Origin of the sequence: Neisseria sicca 4320 (genome assembly GCF_000193735.1) — a bacterium.
GTDB lineage: Bacteria > Pseudomonadota > Gammaproteobacteria > Burkholderiales > Neisseriaceae > Neisseria > Neisseria sicca_E.
In genome coordinates, this window is record NZ_AEPF01000045.1 from 34,580 (window position 1) to 53,402 (window position 18,823).

Here is an 18,823-nt window from a genome sequence, read left to right on the forward strand (position 1 = left end):
ACGACCTCCCAGCCCATCACAAGCCGAGCGACCACGCGTTGACGCCTTCGGAAAAATCTTCCAAACGGTTTTCGTAGTGCGCGAAGATTTCTTCGATGATTTCGTCTTCGCCGTCGATCAGTCGGATTAAATCCATATCGGCTTCCGAAATCAGCCCGCGCCCGAGCAGCTCTTTGCGTATCCAGTCCAACAAGCCCGACCAAAAATCCTTGCCCACCAAGATAATCGGGCGGTCGGGTGTTTTGCCCGTCTGCACCAGCGTCAGGCTTTCAAACAGTTCGTCCAGCGTGCCGAAGCCGCCGGGCATGACGACGTACGCGACCGCGTGTTTCACAAACATCACTTTGCGCGGGAAGAAATGTTGGAACTTGATGGACAAATCCTGATACGGATTGGCTTTTTGTTCGTGCGGCAACACGATATTCAACCCCACCGCAGGGCTTGCGCCCGCAAACGCACCTTTGTTCGCCGCTTCCATAATCCCCGGCCCGCCGCCCGAAATGACGGAAAAACCGGCATCTGAGAGCTTGCGTGCCAGTCGCAGCGTAAATTCGTAGTCGGGATGGTTTTCCGGCGTGCGCGCACTGCCGTAAATGCTGACCGCAGGCTGAATCGCCCGCAGCTCCTCGCCCGCCTCGACAAATTCCGAAATAATCTTCAAAACATGATACGACTCCCGCGCCTGAATTTCGCGGCGCGCCTCATCGGGCAGCATAGGTTTGGGCAGTTTTTTGAGCAGGCTCACAGTTTTTCCTTCATCTTGTTGAATCCCCACATTGTAACCGACAGAACCCAAGGTCGTCTGAAAACGCAGGCAGGAATGGCGGCAAGTGTTCCTTATTTGAACCGAATCATGCGTTTCAGCCCGCCATCCCGCGCAAAAGAGACAAGATTGCCGTCGCAGCCGCGACCGCTTGCGTTACAATCCCCCATTTGTGCCCACATCAGACCATGCTTGACATCCTCTACCGCGACAGTCGCACCATCGCCATCAACAAACCCGCCGGAATGCTCGTCCACCGAAGCTGGCTCGACCGCCACGAAACACAGTTCGTCATGCAGACCCTGCGCGACCAAATCGGACAACACGTCTATCCCGCCCACCGCCTCGACCGCCCCACATCCGGCGTCCTCCTGTTTGCCCTCGACCCCGAAGCCGCCCGCCTGCTGACGCAGCAGTTCGAACAAAAAACCACACGTAAAACCTACTGGGCAATCGTACGCGGCTATTTGACCGACGACGGACTCATCGACTACCCGCTCAAATATCAGCCCGACAAAATCGCCGAATCCCAAACCGAATCCACCCTCCAAGAAGCCCAAACCCAATACCGCTGTCTTGCGCGCACCGAATTGCCCTTCCAATCCGCCGCCCGCTACCCGACCTCGCGCTACTCGTGGGCAGAACTCATCCCGTACACAGGCCGCAAACACCAACTGCGCCGCCACATGAAACACATCTTCCACCCCATCGTCGGCGACACCAACTACGGCGACCTGCGCCAAAACCACGCCACCGCCGCCCACCTCGGTCCCACCCGCCTCATGCTCCACGCCCGCAGCCTATCGTTCCAAAGCATCGAAAACGGCAAAACACTGACCGTCTGCGCCGATACGGACGCAAGCTGGCGGATTTGGCTGGATATGTTTGAAGCGTAAGTGAAAAGTTGCGCCAACAGGCAGACTGGTTATGCTGCGAAGCCGGACACGGTTTTCAGACGACCTTTATGAATCAAAACACGCTTGAGATAACCAAATCCCGTAGCGTAGGCTTTGCCCGCGAGATTTGCTGTCCGTCAGTCTAAATCGGGTGTGTGTACTTGTATTTATTTTGTGGGTATAGCTGAATTACTTTATTTTCGGTATGCAACTTACCGGTCGTCGTCATTCCCGCGCAGGCGGGAATCTATTTTTGAAATTCAGAAACTGTTTTTTAAATCAAGGTTTCTCAGGTTTTACGATGGATTCCCGCCTGCGCGGGAATGACGGAATTTGAAAATATGCCGTATTTAAAGTTAAGTATGCTTGCTATATAACCCGCGCCACGGTTTGTTTTGAGGGTGTCTTATCTATTTCCTGCTCTGATTAAGAAGTGGGATTTAAGATTGAAAAGAGGTCGTCTGAAAACTTAGGTTTCCCAGTTTTCAGACGACCTTGATTAATCAAAATACGCTGTGGATAAGCCGAACCCCGTAGCGTGGGCTTTGCCCACGAGATTTGCCGCCTGTCAGTCTGAGTTGGGTATTTGTGATTGCATCTGTTTCGCGGGTAGAACCCGCGCTACGGGTAGGCTCATCCAGAATCGATGCCTACTTGACGAAAAGGTCGTCTGAAAACCATCAGTTTTGGTTTTCAGACGACCTTTTGTGTCGATTCAATCTCAAATCATTCAGACGGCATCAAATCCGTTTTGCCAATTCTTCCGCTTTGCCGATGTACAGCGCGGGGGTCAGGGCGAGCAGTTGGGATTTGGCTTCGGCGGGGATTTCCAGCGATTCGATGAAGACTTTCAGCACTTCGGGCGTGATGCCGCCTTTGCCGCGCGTCAGGTCTTTCAGTTTTTCGTAAGGATTGGCGACACCGTGGCGGCGCATGACGGTTTGAATCGGCTCGGCGAGCAGCTCCCAAGTGGCATCCAAATCGGCGGCCAGCGCGGCGGGGTTGGGTTCGAGCTTGTTCAGGCCGCGTAGGTGGGCGGCGAAACCCAACACGGCATAGCCCACGCCTACGCCCATATTGCGCAGGACGGTGCTGTCGGTCAGGTCGCGCTGCCAGCGGGAGACGGGCAGTTTTTCGGACAAGAAACCCAATACGGCGTTTGCCATGCCGAGGTTGCCTTCGGAGTTTTCAAAGTCGATGGGGTTGACTTTGTGCGGCATGGTCGATGAGCCGACTTCGCCCGCTTTGACTTTTTGTTTGAAGTAACCCAGTGAAATATAACCCCAAACGTCGCGGTTGAAGTCGATCAAGATGGTGTTGATGCGGCTGAGGGTTTGGAAGAATTCAGCCATGTAGTCGTGCGGTTCGATTTGGATGGTGTAGGGGTTGAAGGTCAGACCGAGGCTGATTTCGACGAAGTTGCGGCAGTGGGTTTCCCAATCGACGTCGGGATAGGCGACCATGTGGGCGTTGTAGTTGCCGACCGCGCCGTTGATTTTGCCGAGGAATTCTTGCGCCTGAAGGTTTTTAAACTGGCGTTGCAGGCGGTACACGATGTTGGCGGTTTCTTTGCCCAAGGTGGTCGGCGTGGCGGGCTGACCGTGGGTGCGGCTCATCATGGGGACGGCGGCAAGGTCGTGCGCCATGCCGGTGAGTTTTTCGATGATTTCGGCAAGTTTGGGCAGGATGACGGTTTCGCGCGCTTCTTGCAGCATCAGGGCGTGGGACAGATTGTTGATGTCTTCGCTGGTGCAGGCGAAGTGGATGAACTCGCTGGCGGCGGCGACTTCGGGTACGCCGGCGAAGCGTTCTTTGAGCCAGTATTCGATGGCTTTGACATCATGATTGGTGGTCGCTTCGATGGCTTTGACGGCGGCTGCGTCTTCCAGTGAAAAGTTTTCGATGACTTTGTCGATTTCGGCAAGTGTGAAATCGCTGAAGGCGGGAATTTCGGTGATTTGCGGTTCGGCGGCGAGGGCTTTGAGCCAGCTCAATTCGACTTTGACGCGCGCCCTCATCAGGCCGTATTCGGAGAAAATCGGACGCAATGCTTCAACAGATTTGGCGTAGCGGCCGTCTAGGGGGGAAAGTGCAGCGATAGGGTTGATCATGTCGGAGTCCTGTCGGTAGGTCGGTCAAACGGTTAAATCAAACAGTCAAATTGTTTGCAATTATACATGATTTGACTGATTAACTTAGGGTCGTCTGAAACTACAACCTGCCCTTCAAAGCGTTTTTGACAAACGCCGCCGACTCGCGCAATACCGTGAAACCATAACCGCCGTAAGGCTCGGAACAAAACGGCGCGGCATACACCTGAATATCGTGTCCCTGCCACTGCTTGTCCGCCATCATCCGCGCCCGCGTCAAATGGAAACCGGCGCTGACAATGACGACGCGTGGGCTGTTTTCGATAAATTTTCGGCTGAACACAATGTTCTCAAACGTATTGCCTGCTTCTGGCTCCTGAATAATGTCCCCCTTCGGTACGCCCATTTTCTCCGCAATCATCTGCATATTGCCCGCAGAGGACTGCAAATCACGGCTGACTCCGCCCGTCATCACCAGCTTCTTCACCTTGCCGGCACGATATAGATCGACGGCCGCTTCAACGCGCGCCACCAAACAAGGATTCAGACGACCCCCTTCATAAGCACGGGTCGAAAGCACAACCGCAGCATCCGCAGGACGCACCGTATCCGCATCCAACCGCGACACCTGAAAATCGCGCCACATGATCCACAGCGGCAAAAGCGCGGCGGTAAGGAACAAAACCAATATAAAAACGAGGGTTTTTTTGAACATCCGAATCCTAAAATGATGAAAGTAGTTGGAACACGGCTGTACAGGCAGGTTCCGCTTGTTCTTAAGATTTTACGAAATTCATACAGCAAAAGGTCGTCTGAAAACAGGATTTTCAGACGACCTTTTATTTAGGTTTAGGTTATCTTTCTGGCGTAGCGGAAAATTTGTGTGGCGGAAGAGGGTAGGGATGCATGTCGGAGACCTATATCTGATTCAAAAGTCCGACCTGCCTAAACTGCACAGTATATCGGTTTAAAATAGAAACCACTCATGCCGTCATTCCAGCGCAGGCGGGAATCCAGGAGTTTCGCATTACGGCAATTTTCAAACATTTTTGAAAACCGAATGATTGGATTCCCGCCTGCGCGGGAATGACGGCATGGGTATTTAAATTTAATTGTATAGAAAAAAGGTCGTCTGAAATTTCAGACAACCTTTTTAACGTTTTACAAAACAACCGGCTCTTTAACCTTTACGGCGGCTGCCTAAGTCGGCGGCGGCGGTAAAGAGTACGTCGGTGGAAGAGTTGAGGGCGGTTTCGGCGGAGTCTTGGATAACGCCGATAATCATGCCGACGCCGACGACGCGCATGGCGAAGTCGTTGTCTATGCCCAAGAGGCTGCAGGCGACGGGGATCAGCAGCAGCGAGCCGCCGGCAACGCCGGATGCGCCGCATGCGCCGACGGTGGCGACGAGGCTCAGGAGCAGGGCGGTTGGGTAGTCGACGACGATGCCTTTGGTGTAGGCGGCCGCCATGGCTAAGACGGTGATGGTAATCGCTGCGCCTGCCATGTTGATGGTTGCGCCCAGCGGGATGGAGACGGAGTAGGTGTCTTCATGCAAGCCGAGTTTTTTCGCCAATGCCATGTTGACGGGGATGTTGGCGGCGGAGGAGCGGGTAAAGAACGCGTAGAGTCCGCTTTCGCGCAGGCAGGTGAAGACCAGTCCGTAAGGGTTTTTGCGGGTTTGCGACCAGACGATGAGCGGATTCACGACGAGGGCGATGAATGCCATGCTGCCGAGCAGGACTGCCAGCAGGCGTCCGTAGCTGAGGAAGGCGGCAAAGCCGGTTTCGGCGACGGTTTGGGAAACCAGTCCGAAAATGCCCAAGGGGGCGAAACGGATAACCCATTGTACGACGGTGGTAACGGCTTCGGAGAGGTCGGAGACGACTTGGCGGGTGGTGTCGGAGCCGTGGTGGCGCAATGCGGAGCCTAAAACAAACGCCCATGCGAGAATGCCGATGTAGTTGGCTTGTGCGATGGCGTTAATCGGGTTGGACACGAGCTTCATCAAAAGTTCTTTGAGGACTTGGGTGATGCCGGACGGTGGTGCGAGGGTAGAGGCGGCTACGTCTTTAAACACCAGCGCGGTTGGGAATGCCATACTGGCGGCAACGGCGACTGCGGCGGCGGCAAATGTGCCGAAGAGATACAGAATAATGATGGGTTTGATTTTGGATTCGCCGCCTTTGCGGTATTGCACCAGCGCGGCGGTCACTAAGACAAACACCAATACGGGGGCGACGGCTTTCAATGCGCCGACGAACAATTCGCCGAGCAGCCCGACGTTCATGCCTGCTTTCGGGGAGATGGTACCGACCAGTACGCCCAACATCAAACCGATGATGATTTGCGGTACGAGTCCGATACGGTTGACTGCGTTCAGCAGTGGATTACCACTTGCCATGATACATCCTCTTACTTTATGTGTTAAGAAACGTTGCATTTTAAAAGAAAATATCAATTATTGTGCAGGTTTACAGATTAAATCGAATGTTGTGGCGAAAAATGCTTGATTTTTTGTAGAATTGGGCAGTTTGTGCCATATTTTTTGGATTGGAAGGGGTTAATGTGTTTGGTCTCTGTCGCGTAGAGGCAGGCGCATCCGCCTTTTCAGACGACCCCTCTGTCTTGAGTCGGGTTTTAAACCAGATTGAAAATAATGGTAGAATTTAAAACTCTTCTGTTGTTGAAACACTTTTTGCCATGATCAGACTGACTTCGCCTATTTTGATTGCTTCACTCGCCCTTGCCTACGGACACGCAGCCGCAGCCGATCTGCCGCGTGCCGAAGACTACGAACCGATTCCCCGTTTCAAGCAGGGCGGGCAATCCGAGCAGGCTGACAAAGTAGGCAAACTGACGCCCAAGTTTCCCGTCAAAATCGAAACCAAAAACAGCGAAGTCAAATCCATGCTCGAAGAATACCTGCCGCTGATTACCCAGCAGCAGGACGAAGAGTTGGACAAAGAGCAGGTCGGCTTCCTCGCCGAAGAAGCACCCGACAACGTCAAAACCATGCTCAAAACCAAAGGCTATTTCAACGGCAGCGTCAACGTCCAAGACAACGGTTCGAGCTACACCGTCGCCGTTAATCCCGGCCCGCGCACCAAAATCGACAACGTCAGCGTCGCCATCCTCGGCGACATCCTTTCAGACGACAACCTTGCCGAGTATTACCAAAAAGCCATGCTCAACTGGCAGCAGCCCGTCGGCGAATACTTCGACCAAGACGGCTGGAGCGGCAGCAAAACCTCCGTCCTCAGCGCAGTAACCCGTAAAAAATACCCGCTTGCCAAACTCAGCAACACCCAAGCCACCGTCAATCCCAACAACAACACCGCCGATCTGAACGTGATCGTCGAAAGCAACCGCCCCATTTATTTCGGCGATTTTGAAATCACCGGTACCCGCCGTTATCCCGACAACGTCGTCGCCGGTCTGGCACGTTTCAAACCCGGCGCGCCTTACGACCTCGACCTCTTGCTCGACTTCCAACAAGCACTCGAACAAAACGGGCATTACTCCGGCGCATCCGTCCAAGCCGACTTCGACCGCCTCCAAGGCGACCGCGTGCCCGTCAAAGTCAACGTCACCGAAGTCAAACGCCACAAACTCGAAACCGGTATCCGCTACGATTCCGAATACGGACTCGGCGGACGTATCGGTTACGACTACTACAACCTCTTCAACAAAGGCTACATCGGCTCCGTCGTTTGGGACATGGACAAATACGAAACCACCCTTGCCGCCGGTATCAGCCAGCCGCGCAACAGCGAAGGCAAATACTGGACGACCAACACGTCCTACAACCGCTCGACTACGCAAAACCTTGAAAAACGCGCCCTGACCAGCGGTATTTGGCGCGTACGCGACCGCAACGGCATCGAATCGCGTCTCGGTATCGAATTTATTACCGAAGAACGCAAAGTCCCCGATACCAATTACGACCTCGGCCGCAGCCACGCCACCATGCTGACCGCCTCGTGGAAACGCCAAAACATCGAAACCGAACTGCGTCCCCAAAACGGCTACTACCTCGACGGCAAAGTCGGCGTAACGCTGGGCAAGCTCCTTTCTTCCACCGCCATGGCGCGCGCCACCGCCCGCGCAGGCTATTTCTACACGCCTGAAAACAAAAAACTCGGTACCTTCATCGTGCGCGGACAGGCAGGCTACGTTTACACCCGCGAAGGCGAAGACGTACCTTCCAGCCTCATGTTCCGCACCGGCGGCGCATCTTCTATCCGCGGTTACGAACTCGACAGCATCGGTCTGGAAGGGCCGAACAATTCCGTCCTTCCGGACAAGGCATTGCTGGTCGGCAGCCTCGAATACCAATTCCCGATTACCAAAAGCGTATCCGGCGCCGTCTTCCACGATGTCGGCGACGTTAGCAGCAATTTCAAAAACATGACTATGCAACACGGTACCGGACTCGGCGTGCGCTGGTTCAGCCCCGTCGCCCCGTTCTCCTTCGACGTTGCCTACGGGCACCAAGACAAGAAAATCCGCTGGCATATCAGCTTGGGCACAAGGTTTTAAGGTCGTCTGAAAATGTGGACAGGCTTGGTGGATAACCAATTAATATCCAAATTTCCAACCCTCCTTTAACCATAAATAAAAATCATGAATTTCGATCTTGAAAACCTCTCTTCATTCTCAGGCTGGGAACGTCTCGTTTAAACCGATATGGCATTCGGTACCAACCTCGTTGCGGCGTTGGCGATTTTCTTTGTCGGCAGATGGATAGCCTCCCGCCTTGTTATTTTGATGAAAGCTGCGTTGACCCGTGCCAAAGTGGACAGAACGCCGTTGAGCTTTCTAGGCAATGTAGACAATATCGGTCTGTTAATCCTGATTATCATTGCCGCACTGGGCAAGCCGGGCATTCCGACCACGTCGGTTACCGCCTTAATCGGCGGCGCGGGCTTGGCGGTGGCTTTGCCGCTGAAAAACCAACTGTCGAACTTTGCCGCCGGCGCGCTGATTATTCTGTTCCGTCCGTTTAAAGTCGGCGACTACATCAAGGTCAACGGTTTCGAAGGCTTTGTTAGTGAAGTGCATATTATCCAGAAGCAGGGGTAAGATTCGAATTGGAGAATCCGGCCTGCTGAAACTGTGGGCATACGTTGTTTGAAACCCAAAACCCATCCGAGGTCGTCTGAAAACTTGAAAATCAGGTTTTCAGACGACCTTTATTCTTCCCGCCGACAGGCATACAATCAAAATTGCAGCACCTTTCATTGATTCAATCAATACAAGGAGACAGTTATGCGCGGCATAAAATCAGTTGCATTGTTGTGTACTTTGGCATTGGGTGCGCCGGCGTTTTCGGCGGGTTTGACCAAAACGCTGCCGGGCGATTTGACGACGGCCCAGGCGCAGGCGGTGGTGCAGGCTTCGATGAAAAAGGCGCGTGAAATCAAGGTGCCGATGAATATCGCGGTCATGGACGCGGGCGGTAATTTGAAGGCGTTTGCGCGTATGGACGACGCGTTTATCGGCAGCATCGATATTGCGCAGAAAAAGGCGAAAACGGCACGCTATTTCAATATGTCCACCCGCGATTTGGGCAAGGCTTCGCAGCCGGGCGGCGAGCTTTACGGCATTGAGGTGACCAATGATGGTTTGGTGATTTTTGCCGGCGGTGTGCTGCTGGTGGATAAAAACGGCGTTATCGTCGGCAGCGTCGGCGTGAGCGGCGGCTCGGTCGATGAAGACGAAAGCGTCGCAAAAGCAGGTGCGGCGGTATTGTCGGGAAGGTAAGCCGCAGCTTAAGGCAACTTGACGCGTTTCTTTTCATTGATTTGCGTTGGGTTGCTGAAATAGGCAGAGGTCGTCTGAAAATGTGGGTTTAACTGCCGCAGTCTTTTCAGACGACCTTTTTATAGTGGATTAACAAAAATCAGGACAAGGCGACGAAGCCGCAGACAGTACGATAGTACGGAACCGATTCACTTGGTGCTTCAGCACCTTAGAGAATCGTTCTCTTTGAGCTAAGGCGAGGCAACGCCGTACTGGTTTAAAGTTAATCCACTATACATTTGTTGGCATTTTACCGCTGTGAACATGGCGTTCGGGTATATGGGCCGTCTGAAACCTGAAATGCTGTCTTTCCCAAGCACAATTCGCCGCAATGGGATATGATTATCCTTTTTTCAAACGGCCTGTACTTATATAATATGAGGTCGTCTGAAAAGTCGATTCCGTCGGATGCGGCGGAGTTTTGAGAAGCCGTTAAGTCATACAAGAAAGCCAAGATGTCCGAAACAGCAGTCCAAGAAACCCAAGAAACGCTAAATAGTGTGCCTACGTCGTCTGAAACACAACCCACCCCGCCCAAGCGCAAGAGACGCCGGTTGCGGGGTTTGTTGCTGACGTTGGTTGTGCTGGTGTGTGCGCTGGCGGGCTTTATTGCTTGGCTGGTGGGGACGGAATCGGGCTTGCGTTTCGGTTTGTACAAGATTCCGTCGTGGTTTGGCGTGAAGATTGCTTCGGAAACGCTGGAAGGTACGCTGGTTAAGGGTTTTCACGGCGATAAGTGGATGATTGAAACGGATGGGGCGGATGTGAAAATCAGTGCGTTCCGTTTTGATTGGGAGCCGTCCGAGCTGTTTCAGCGCAGCCTGCACATTACCGAAATTGTGGCGGGCGACATTGCGGTCGTGCCGAAGCCGACGCCGCCGAAAGAAGAAAAGCCGTCTACGGGACTGCCTGAGAGCATTGATTTGCCTGTGTTGGTTTTCATCGACCGTTTTGCGACGGGCAGGCTCAGCGTAGGCAAAAATTTTGACACGCAGACGGTCTATCTCGACCATCTGAATGCGGCATACCATTACGATCAAAAAGAACACCGCTTGGATTTGAAAACCCTCGATACGCCGTGGAGCCATTCGACGGGTTCGGCGGTGGTCGGGCTGCAAAAGCCGTTTGCGCTCGATACGATGATTCGGACGAAGGGCGAGCTGGAAGGCAGGACAATAGACAGTTTGGCGCAGCTTCGGGGAAGCCTGCAGGATGTTCAGGCGGATGTACTTCTGGACGGCGATGATGTGCATTTGTCGGCGAAATCTACACTGCATCCCTTCGCGGCTTCGTTGGACAAGATGATCGGCGAGGTGCTGATCAAGGGTTTCAACATCAACCCGACCGCTTTCCAGCCGTCGCTGCCTAAGGCAAACCTGACGTTTGACGCGACCGTCGTGCCTTCGTTTACCCACGGCATCGCGCTGGACGGCTCGCTCGACTTGGAAAACAAGGCGGCGGGTTTCGCCGATGACAATGCCATTCCGGTGCGCAATATTTTGGCGGACTTCACCATCAACGACAACGGCGTGGTGACTGTCCAAGAGTCTGAAATCGGGCTGTTGGAGGAAGGTTCGTTCAATGTTGCCGGTACGGTCGATACGGTGAAAAACGCGCTTGCGCTCAAGATTAATGTGAACAACCTCGTTTCAGACGACCTCGTCCGCACCAATGTTGCCGGTCAGTGGAACGGGTTTATCGGTGTCAAAGGCGAAACCGCCTCGCCCGCTGTGGACTGGAATCTTGAAAGCAGCAACGCGCAACTTTCCGGCCTGTTGTCTTTCGCCACCGACAGAAAACTCGGACAGCGCACCCTCAAACTCGACCGCGTCCGCGTCGCTCCGCAAAACGGCGGCGAACTGATGGCGCAAGGTTCGCTCGAGCTTTTCAAAGACCGCCTGCTCAAGCTCGATATTGCCAGCAAGGCGTTCAATCCTTCCCGCCTCGGCCCGAAACTGCCCGCCGGCAGCGTCAACGGCACCATCAATCTCTCAGGCGAGCTGGCGAAAGAAAAATTCGCGGGCAAAATGCAGTTTGCGCCGAGTACGTTAAATAATGTACCCCTCAGCGGCAAAGCCGACGTCGTTTACGAATCCGGACACCTCCCGCGCGCGCTAACCGATTTGCGTTTGGGCAACAATATCGTCAAAACCAACGGCAGCTTCGGTAAAAAAGGCGACCACCTCAATATCGACATCACCGCTCCCGACCTTTCCCGTTTCGGCTTCGGACTGGGCGGGCTGCTCAATACGCGCGGCTATATTTCAGGCGACCTCAAGGGCGGGCTGGAAACCTACGAAGCCGACCTCTCCGGCGAAGCGCGTGCGCTGCGTGTCGGCGATGCCGTCAACATCCGTATGCTTGACTTCAAACTCAAAGGCACGCCCGACATCAACCGTCCGCTTGCCGCCGACATCAAAGGCAGCCATATCGCCCTTTCCGGCGGCTCAACCGTCATCGATGCGGTCAACCTGTCGCTCAACGGCACGGGTGCGCAACACCGCCTACACGGCACCGGCAGCATGGCGTTGGACGGCAAACCCTACAAATTTGAAGTCAACGCGGCAGGCGGTCTGAACAAAGACTTCAATCAGTGGAAGGGCAGCGTGGACACGCTCGACATCGGCGGCGCGTTCAACCTCAAACTGCAAAACCGCATGAACCTTGAAGCAGGTGCGGAGCGTGTTTCCATGAGCGCGGCGCGTTGGAGCGCAATGGGCGGCAGCCTCAATCTGCAAAACTTCGTTTGGGACAAAAAAGCCGGCATCACCAGCAAGGGCAGCGTGCAAAGCCTGCACATCACCGAGTTGCAAAACTTTGTCAAAATCCCCGTCGAACACAACTTGGTACTCGGCGGCGATTGGGATTTGGCGTACAGTCAAAACGCCCGCGGCTACCTCAACATCAACCGTCAAAGCGGCGACATCATCCTGCCGAACAAAGACCCGAAAAAACAGATGCCTCTGGGCTTGAGCGCGCTCTCCCTGCGCACCCGTTTCCAAAACGGCCGCATCGACAGTACGCTTGACGGCAGCACCCGTTTCGGCAGCGTCAACGCCAATCTGGGCGTCAGCCAGCAGTTCGGCAATAAAATCGCCAACGCGCCGGTAAGCGGCAAAATCAACCTCAATATCCCGGATCTGGGCGCAATCAAACCCTTCCTGCCCGCCACCGCACAAAACATTACAGGTCGTCTGAACGCTGCCGCCACCATAGGCGGGCGTATCGGCGCACCTACCGTTGCCGCTATCCTGAAAGGCAACAGCAACTACGGCTCCGCCGACGGCACGGTAAACATCGGACAGGGTTCAAGTCTAGACGCCTCGCCTTTGAGCGGCAGACTCAATCTCAACGTCGCCGACCTCGAAGTCTTCCGCAATTTCCTACCCGTCGGACAAACTGTCAAAGGTCGTCTGAACGCCGCCGTCAGCCTCGGCGGACGCGTAGGTGAGCCGCAACTTTCCGGTACGCTCAACGGCGAAAACCTCTACTACCGCAACCAACCCCAAGGCCTTATTCTCGACAACGGCGTTTTACGTTCCCATTTGCAGGGACAACGCTGGATAATCGACAGTTTGAAGTTCCATAAAGGCGGCACGCTTGAACTCAAAGGGGTAGTCAATATTGCGAATTCCGACCCCGATGTTGATGTTGATGTGGTTTTCAACAAATACGACACCTTGTCCCGCCCAAACCGCCGTTTACGCCTTTCCGGCAGTGCGAAAGTGCAATACAACCAGGCCAGAGGCCTCATTCTCAATGGAACCTTAGACAGTGACTACGGTATGTTCGGTTCGCAAAAATCCTCTATGCCCACATTGGATGACGATGTTGTTGTGTTAGGAGAAGAGAAAACACACAGCTCATCAGTTACGCCCATCAGCCTCAATCTCATGCTCAACCTCAACGACAACATCCGTTTTGTCGGCTACGGCGCAGACGTAACCATAGGCGGCAGGTTGAGCATCACTTCCCGACCGGGTGAAACCGTCCAGGGCGTCGGTACGGTGAAAGTCGTCAAAGGCCGCTACAAAGCTTACGGACAAGATCTCGACATCACCAAAGGGACGGTTTCTTTCGTCGGCCCGCTCAACAACCCCAACCTGAACATCCGCGCCGAACGCCGCCTTTCCCCTGTTGGTGCAGGCGTCGAAGTCCTCGGCAGTCTCGCCAATCCGCGCGTGACCCTTGTTGCCAAAGAAGCGATGAGTGAAAAAGACAAACTCTCTTGGCTCATCCTCAACCGCGCCAGCAGCGGCAGCGACGGCGACAATGCCGCGCTTTCCGCAGCAGCAGGCGCGCTGCTTGCCGGACAAGTCAACGACAGGCTCGGACTGGTCGACGATTTGGGCATTACCAGCCAACGCAGCCGCAACGCCCAAACCGGCGAACTCAATCCCGCCGAACAGATGTTTACTGTCGGCAAACAAATCACCGGCAATCTCTACGCAGGTTACGAATACGGTATTTCCAGCGCCGAACAGTCCGTCAAACTCGTCTACCAGCTCACAAGGGCGATCCAAGCCGTTGCCCGCATCGGCAGCCGCTCTTCCGGCGGTGAGTTGAAATATACTATCCGTTTCGACAGGCTCTTACGCTCGGATTACGAAGACGACCGTAAAATCGAAGAAGCGGAAAAGCAAAAAGCTGCACAAACGCAATAATGCTTACAGAAATAAAAAGGTCGTCTGAAAACCCTAAATTGTGGTTTTCAGACGACCTTTTTATATTTGAGTCTGCCTAATTACTATCTTTTTATATTTGAGTCTGCCTAATTACTATCTTTTTATATTTGAGTCTGCCTAATTACTATTAAGCCAAGTCAAGCTGTTTTTCTAAATTTTCCACCAGCTGGTCATCCAGGTTCAAGGCTTGCGACAGTCGGCTTAAAAATACGATTTCTTTACGGGATAAATCGGCACACACCAATCTTGCCGCCAGATAAGTTTCCGCGGCCAAAGCTTCATCGCCGCCGACGGCTGCGGCAAGCTCTTCTACAGTCGCCGGCCTTTCATATTCGGCAGCAAGCCAGGCTGCTGTTTCAGGATCCGAGCCGCTTTCACGCGCTATAGACTGTTTTTCCGCTTCATCAATCAATCCGTCTGATGCAGCCGCTGCAATCATGGTTCGCAGGATGACGCGGCTGTGGTTTTCGGCAGTTTGTCCCACGGGTTCAAATGCCTGTTGCGGCAATGGCGGTTGGTTGCGGTTTTGCTGCCAGTTTTGATAACCTTTGTAGGCGATATAACCCAATGCAGCAGCCGAGCCTGCTTTAGCCAGTTTTTGGGTATTTTTTCTTTTCATCAGCATGGAAGCGAGTCCTGCTATCAAAGCGCCGCTGCCGAAAGAATTAAACGGTGTATCATGGGATGCGGAGCGGTTGTTTTTCTGTATCGTCCCTAAAATTTGATTGAGTAGGTTATTGAAATTCATCATAGTAATCCTTTTGTTGTAAGTTTATGAATAATATGGCCATTTGCAGTAAAAACAAGATGTCGTGATGTTAAAGCATGCAAATGGTTTGTGCAGGGGGTCGGATTTCTTAGAAAAGGTCGTCTGAAAATCATATGGGGAAGATTTGCCTGGAAAACTGGAAAAAAGGTTTGATGAAGGAGTGAGACAAAAAATTTCTAGGAACGAAATAAATCGTTGCAATAAATATAAATAAGAATCGTTATCATAAACTTATTGAATTTATTAAGCTTTTTTTTGAGAGTTGGCTGACATTTACCTTTTAATGGATTTTGAAATTCGATAAAATAGCAGGATATTAAGATTTGTCTGTCAACCAGTTAGGCATAAAACCATGTTGGCCAGTTACTTTCCCGTCCTCGTATTCATCCTCGTCGGCCTTGCGGCCGGCGTGCTGTTTATCCTGCTCGGCACGATTTTAGGTCCGAAACACCACTACGCCGAAAAAGACGCGGCTTACGAATGCGGTTTCGAACCCTTTGAAAACGCCAGGATGAAGTTTGACGTGCGTTATTATCTCGTCGCCATCCTGTTCATCCTCTTCGATTTGGAGGTTGCGTTTATGCTGCCGTGGGCGGTGGTGTTCAAAGAATTGGGCGCATACGGCTTCTGGTCTATGCTGGTGTTTATCGTCGTTCTGACGGTAGGCTTTGTTTACGAATGGAAAAAAGGTGCGCTGGAATGGGAATAGAAGGCGTTTTGAAAAAAGGTTTCATCACCACCAGCGCGGATACGGTGCTGAACTATATGCGTACCGGTTCGTTGTGGCCGGTTACTTTCGGCTTGGCCTGCTGCGCCGTGGAAATGATGCACGCGGGTATGGCGCGTTACGACCTTGACCGTTTCGGCATTATTTTCCGTCCGTCGCCCCGTCAGGCCGACCTGATGATTGTGGCGGGTACGCTCACCAATAAAATGGCGCCCGCCCTGCGCCGTGTGTACGACCAGCTCGCCGAGCCGCGCTGGGTATTGTCTATGGGTTCGTGTGCCAACGGAGGCGGCTACTATCATTATTCTTATTCCGTCGTGCGCGGTGCCGACCGTGTCGTGCCGGTAGACGTTTATGTACCGGGTTGCCCGCCGACTGCGGAAGCCCTAATTTACGGCCTGATGCAGCTCCAACAAAAAATCAAGCGCACTTCCACCATCGCGCGGGACGAGTAGGGGGGGAACGATATGGCAAGCATTCAAAACTTATACGAAACCGTCAGCCGCGTTTTGGGCAATCAGGCAAGCAAAGTCATTTCCGCTTTGGGCGAGATTACCGTCGAGTGTCTGCCCGAACACTATGTTTCAGTGATGACTACGCTGCGCGACCATGAAGAACTGCATTTCGAGCTTTTGGTCGATTTGTGCGGCGTCGATTACAGCACTTACAAAAACGAAGCATGGCAGGGCAAACGCTTCGCCGTTGTCAGCCAGCTTCTTTCCGTTAAAAACAATCAGCGCATCCGCGTGCGCGTCTGGGTTTCAGACGACGATTTCCCCGTGGTCGAATCCGTAGTTCCCGTTTATAACAGCGCGGATTGGTACGAGCGCGAAGCCTTCGATATGTACGGCATTATGTTCAACAATCACCCGGACCTGCGCCGCATTCTGACCGATTACGGCTTCGTCGGACATCCGTTCCGCAAAGACTTCCCGATTTCCGGCTATGTGGAAATGCGTTACGACGAAGAACAAAAACGCGTGATTTACCAACCCGTTACCATCGAGCCGCGCGAAATCACGCCGCGTATCGTCCGTGAGGAGAACTACGGTGGCCAATAAATTAAGAAACTACACCATCAACTTCGGTCCGCAACACCCTGCGGCGCACGGCGTATTGCGTATGATTTTGGAGTTAGACGGCGAACAAATCGTCCGTGCCGACCCGCATATCGGCCTCTTGCACCGAGGTACAGAGAAACTGGCGGAAACCAAAACCTACCTGCAAGCCCTGCCTTATATGGACAGGCTGGACTACGTTTCCATGATGGTCAACGAGCAGGCATACTGCTTGGCGGTAGAAAAACTCGCCGGAATTGATGTGCCTATCCGCGCCCAATACATCCGCGTCATGTTCGCCGAAGTAACGCGCATCCTCAATCACCTGATGGGCATCGGTTCGCACGCTTTCGACATCGGTGCGATGACCGCCATCCTCTACGCCTTCCGCGACCGCGAAGAGCTGATGGACTTGTACGAAGCCGTTTCCGGCGCGCGTATGCACGCAGCCTACTTCCGTCCCGGCGGCGTTTACCGCGACCTGCCCGACTTTATGCCCAAATACGAAAGCAGCAAATTCCGCAACGCCAAAGTACTGAAGCAGCTCAACGAATCCCGCGAAGGCACCATGCTCGACTTTATCGATGCCTTCTGCGAACGTTTCCCGAAAAACATCGATACACTCGAAACCCTCCTGACCGACAACCGCATCTGGAAACAGCGTACCGTCGGCATCGGCGTTGTCTCCCCCGAGCGCGCCATGCAAAAAGGCTTTACCGGCGTCATGCTGCGCGGTTCGGGCGTGGAATGGGACGTGCGTAAGAAACAACCGTATGAAGTGTACGACCAAATGGATTTCGACATCCCCGTCGGCGTCAACGGCGACTGCTACGACCGCTACCTTTGCCGTATGGAAGAAATGCGCCAATCCGTACGCATCATCAAACAATGTTCCGACTGGCTGCGCGTGAATCCCGGCCCGGTCATCACCACAAACCATAAATTCGCCCCGCCCAAACGCACCGAAATGAAAACAGGTATGGAAGACCTGATTCACCATTTCAAACTCTTTACCGAGGGTATGCACGTTCCCGAGGGCGAGACCTATACCGCTGTCGAACACCCGAAAGGCGAGTTCGGCGTTTACATCATTTCAGACGGCGCGAACAAACCCTACCGCCTGAAAATCCGCGCACCCGGCTTCGCACATTTGCAAGGCATGGACGAAATGGCAAAAGGCCACATGCTCGCCGACGTCGTCGCCATTATCGGTACGCAGGACATCGTATTCGGGGAGGTTGACCGATAATGTTATCCGCAGAATCCTTAAAACAAATCGACATCGAGTTGGCGAAATATCCCGCCGACCAACGCCGTTCCGCCATCATGGGTGCGTTGCGTATCGCCCAAACCGAAAAAGGCTGGCTCGCCCCCGAAACCATCGAATTTGTTGCCGACTACATCGGCATCACGCCGGCGCAGGCATACGAAGTCGCCACTTTCTACAATATGTATGACCTCGAGCCGGTCGGCAAATACAAACTGACCGTCTGCACCAACCTTCCCTGCGCCCTGCGCGGCGGCATGGATACCGGCGAATACCTGAAGAAAAAACTCGGTATCGACTACGGAGAAACCACGCCCGACGGCAAATTCACACTCGTCGAAGGCGAATGCATGGGCGCATGCGGCGACGCCCCCGTTATGCTGGTAAACAACCACAGCATGTGCAGCTTTATGACTGAAGAGGCGATTGAGAGGAAACTGGCGGAGTTGGAGTAGGTCGTCTGAAACGACGATTTAAACGTAGGTCGGATACTTGTATCCGACAGAGTGGGTAAAGAGGCAAAATGTCGGATTCAAGAATCCGACCTACGGAGACACCGAAATGCCGTCATTCCCGCGCAGGCGGGAATCCACCGGTAAGATTCGGTTTCAGAATTTAATAAGACATTGCTTACCATTGAGGATGGATTCCCGCCTGCGCGGGAATGACGGCAGACAAGCAAAGTGGTCGAGATCCAACAAAAGTGATTAAAGGTCGTCTGAAACAGCGGCCGCAACCGATACGAAAACGAACAGGCACACCA

Annotated in this window: 14 protein-coding genes and 2 pseudogenes; 11 read left to right on the forward strand and 5 right to left on the reverse strand. The window is 53.5% G+C overall.

The features are described from left to right. Nucleotides 1-16: 16 nt before the first annotated feature. Nucleotides 17-745 (reverse strand): LOG family protein, encoded by a 729-nt coding sequence (locus NSCA4_RS0103605; protein ID WP_009312705.1) that lies wholly within the window; start codon nucleotides 743-745, stop codon nucleotides 17-19. Nucleotides 746-951: 206 nt separating this feature from the next. Between NSCA4_RS0103605 and truC the strand changes: the two genes are divergently transcribed. Next, nucleotides 952-1,659 (forward strand): tRNA pseudouridine(65) synthase TruC, encoded by a 708-nt coding sequence (gene truC, locus NSCA4_RS0103610; protein WP_016686869.1) that lies wholly within the window; start codon nucleotides 952-954, stop codon nucleotides 1,657-1,659. Nucleotides 1,660-2,399: 740 nt separating this feature from the next. Here the strand turns inward: truC and purB are convergent. From purB to sstT, 3 genes are all read right to left on the reverse strand, one after another. Then, nucleotides 2,400-3,770 carry an adenylosuccinate lyase gene (purB, locus tag NSCA4_RS0103615; protein WP_016686870.1) on the reverse strand — a complete coding sequence of 457 codons (1,371 nt, stop codon included), beginning with the start codon at nucleotides 3,768-3,770 and terminating at the stop codon, nucleotides 2,400-2,402. A gap of 100 nt (nucleotides 3,771-3,870) precedes the next feature. Beyond that, a complete protein-coding gene (locus NSCA4_RS0103620) occupies nucleotides 3,871-4,464 on the reverse strand; it encodes a YdcF family protein (protein ID WP_016686871.1) in 594 nt (197 codons plus the stop codon). Between the two features lie 465 nt (nucleotides 4,465-4,929). Continuing rightward, on the reverse strand, nucleotides 4,930-6,153 hold the full coding sequence (gene sstT / locus NSCA4_RS0103625) for a serine/threonine transporter SstT (protein ID WP_016686872.1): 1,224 nt from the start codon (nucleotides 6,151-6,153) through the stop codon (nucleotides 4,930-4,932). Between the two features lie 299 nt (nucleotides 6,154-6,452). On the opposite strand from sstT, the gene NSCA4_RS0103630 reads away from it, so the two are divergent. The 5 genes and pseudogenes from NSCA4_RS0103630 to NSCA4_RS0103645 all read left to right on the forward strand — a co-directional run bounded on the left by NSCA4_RS0103630 (nucleotide 6,453) and on the right by NSCA4_RS0103645 (nucleotide 14,218). Next, complete coding sequence (locus NSCA4_RS0103630) at nucleotides 6,453-8,291, forward strand: autotransporter assembly complex protein TamA (RefSeq protein ID WP_016686873.1); 1,839 nt, start codon at nucleotides 6,453-6,455, stop codon at nucleotides 8,289-8,291. Nucleotides 8,292-8,366: 75 nt separating this feature from the next. Continuing rightward, nucleotides 8,367-8,822, forward strand: a pseudogene (locus tag NSCA4_RS12765) (mechanosensitive ion channel family protein); the annotation flags it as partial. Between the two features lie 198 nt (nucleotides 8,823-9,020). Further along, entirely contained in the window at nucleotides 9,021-9,515 is a 495-nt protein-coding gene (locus NSCA4_RS0103640) for a GlcG/HbpS family heme-binding protein (protein ID WP_029609492.1), read from the forward strand. A 128-nt stretch (nucleotides 9,516-9,643) separates the two neighbouring features. After that, nucleotides 9,644-9,842, forward strand: a pseudogene (locus NSCA4_RS16335) (hypothetical protein); the annotation flags it as partial. Between the two features lie 167 nt (nucleotides 9,843-10,009). After that, a complete protein-coding gene (locus NSCA4_RS0103645; RefSeq protein WP_016686877.1) occupies nucleotides 10,010-14,218 on the forward strand; it encodes a translocation/assembly module TamB domain-containing protein in 4,209 nt (1,402 codons plus the stop codon). Nucleotides 14,219-14,366: 148 nt separating this feature from the next. Here NSCA4_RS0103645 and NSCA4_RS0103650 read toward each other — a convergent pair whose 3' ends face one another. Then, the gene (locus tag NSCA4_RS0103650) at nucleotides 14,367-14,987 is read right to left on the reverse strand and encodes a tellurite resistance TerB family protein (RefSeq protein WP_016686878.1); all 621 of its coding nucleotides are present in this window, start codon (nucleotides 14,985-14,987) and stop codon (nucleotides 14,367-14,369) included. 373 nt (nucleotides 14,988-15,360) lie between these two features. Between NSCA4_RS0103650 and NSCA4_RS0103655 the strand changes: the two genes are divergently transcribed. Genes NSCA4_RS0103655 through nuoE form a run of 5 tightly spaced genes read left to right on the forward strand, consistent with a single transcriptional unit; the run spans nucleotide 15,361 to nucleotide 18,515 of the window. Beyond that, the gene (locus NSCA4_RS0103655; protein WP_016686879.1) at nucleotides 15,361-15,717 is read left to right on the forward strand and encodes an NADH-quinone oxidoreductase subunit A; all 357 of its coding nucleotides are present in this window, start codon (nucleotides 15,361-15,363) and stop codon (nucleotides 15,715-15,717) included. After that, the gene (locus tag NSCA4_RS0103660; RefSeq protein WP_003677002.1) at nucleotides 15,708-16,190 is read left to right on the forward strand and encodes a NuoB/complex I 20 kDa subunit family protein; all 483 of its coding nucleotides are present in this window, start codon (nucleotides 15,708-15,710) and stop codon (nucleotides 16,188-16,190) included. The genes NSCA4_RS0103655 and NSCA4_RS0103660 overlap by 10 nt, the downstream gene beginning before the upstream one ends. Before the next feature lie 12 nt (nucleotides 16,191-16,202). Next, a complete protein-coding gene (locus NSCA4_RS0103665; RefSeq protein ID WP_016686880.1) occupies nucleotides 16,203-16,796 on the forward strand; it encodes an NADH-quinone oxidoreductase subunit C in 594 nt (197 codons plus the stop codon). Beyond that, nucleotides 16,786-18,042 carry an NADH dehydrogenase (quinone) subunit D gene (gene nuoD / locus NSCA4_RS0103670; protein WP_016686881.1) on the forward strand — a complete coding sequence of 419 codons (1,257 nt, stop codon included), beginning with the start codon at nucleotides 16,786-16,788 and terminating at the stop codon, nucleotides 18,040-18,042. Before NSCA4_RS0103665 ends, nuoD begins: the two co-directional genes overlap by 11 nt. Then, a complete protein-coding gene (gene nuoE / locus NSCA4_RS0103675; RefSeq protein WP_016686882.1) occupies nucleotides 18,042-18,515 on the forward strand; it encodes an NADH-quinone oxidoreductase subunit NuoE in 474 nt (157 codons plus the stop codon). The genes nuoD and nuoE overlap by 1 nt, the downstream gene beginning before the upstream one ends. The last annotated feature ends 308 nt before the right edge of the window (nucleotides 18,516-18,823 follow it).

Excerpts from the sequence above, each read along its gene's own strand:
- truC (WP_016686869.1), top strand. The coding sequence starts at position 952 with ATGCTTGACATCCTCTACCGCGACAGTCGCACCATCGCCATCAACAAA.
- purB (WP_016686870.1), bottom strand. The coding sequence starts at position 3,770 with ATGATCAACCCTATCGCTGCACTTTCCCCCCTAGACGGCCGCTACGCC.
- NSCA4_RS0103620 (WP_016686871.1), bottom strand. The coding sequence starts at position 4,464 with ATGTTCAAAAAAACCCTCGTTTTTATATTGGTTTTGTTCCTTACCGCC.
- sstT (WP_016686872.1), bottom strand. The coding sequence starts at position 6,153 with ATGGCAAGTGGTAATCCACTGCTGAACGCAGTCAACCGTATCGGACTC.
- NSCA4_RS0103630 (WP_016686873.1), top strand. The coding sequence starts at position 6,453 with ATGATCAGACTGACTTCGCCTATTTTGATTGCTTCACTCGCCCTTGCC.
- NSCA4_RS0103640 (WP_029609492.1), top strand. The coding sequence starts at position 9,021 with ATGCGCGGCATAAAATCAGTTGCATTGTTGTGTACTTTGGCATTGGGT.
- NSCA4_RS0103645 (WP_016686877.1), top strand. The coding sequence starts at position 10,010 with ATGTCCGAAACAGCAGTCCAAGAAACCCAAGAAACGCTAAATAGTGTG.
- NSCA4_RS0103650 (WP_016686878.1), bottom strand. The coding sequence starts at position 14,987 with ATGAATTTCAATAACCTACTCAATCAAATTTTAGGGACGATACAGAAA.
- NSCA4_RS0103655 (WP_016686879.1), top strand. The coding sequence starts at position 15,361 with ATGTTGGCCAGTTACTTTCCCGTCCTCGTATTCATCCTCGTCGGCCTT.
- NSCA4_RS0103660 (WP_003677002.1), top strand. The coding sequence starts at position 15,708 with ATGGGAATAGAAGGCGTTTTGAAAAAAGGTTTCATCACCACCAGCGCG.
- NSCA4_RS0103665 (WP_016686880.1), top strand. The coding sequence starts at position 16,203 with ATGGCAAGCATTCAAAACTTATACGAAACCGTCAGCCGCGTTTTGGGC.
- nuoE (WP_016686882.1), top strand. The coding sequence starts at position 18,042 with ATGTTATCCGCAGAATCCTTAAAACAAATCGACATCGAGTTGGCGAAA.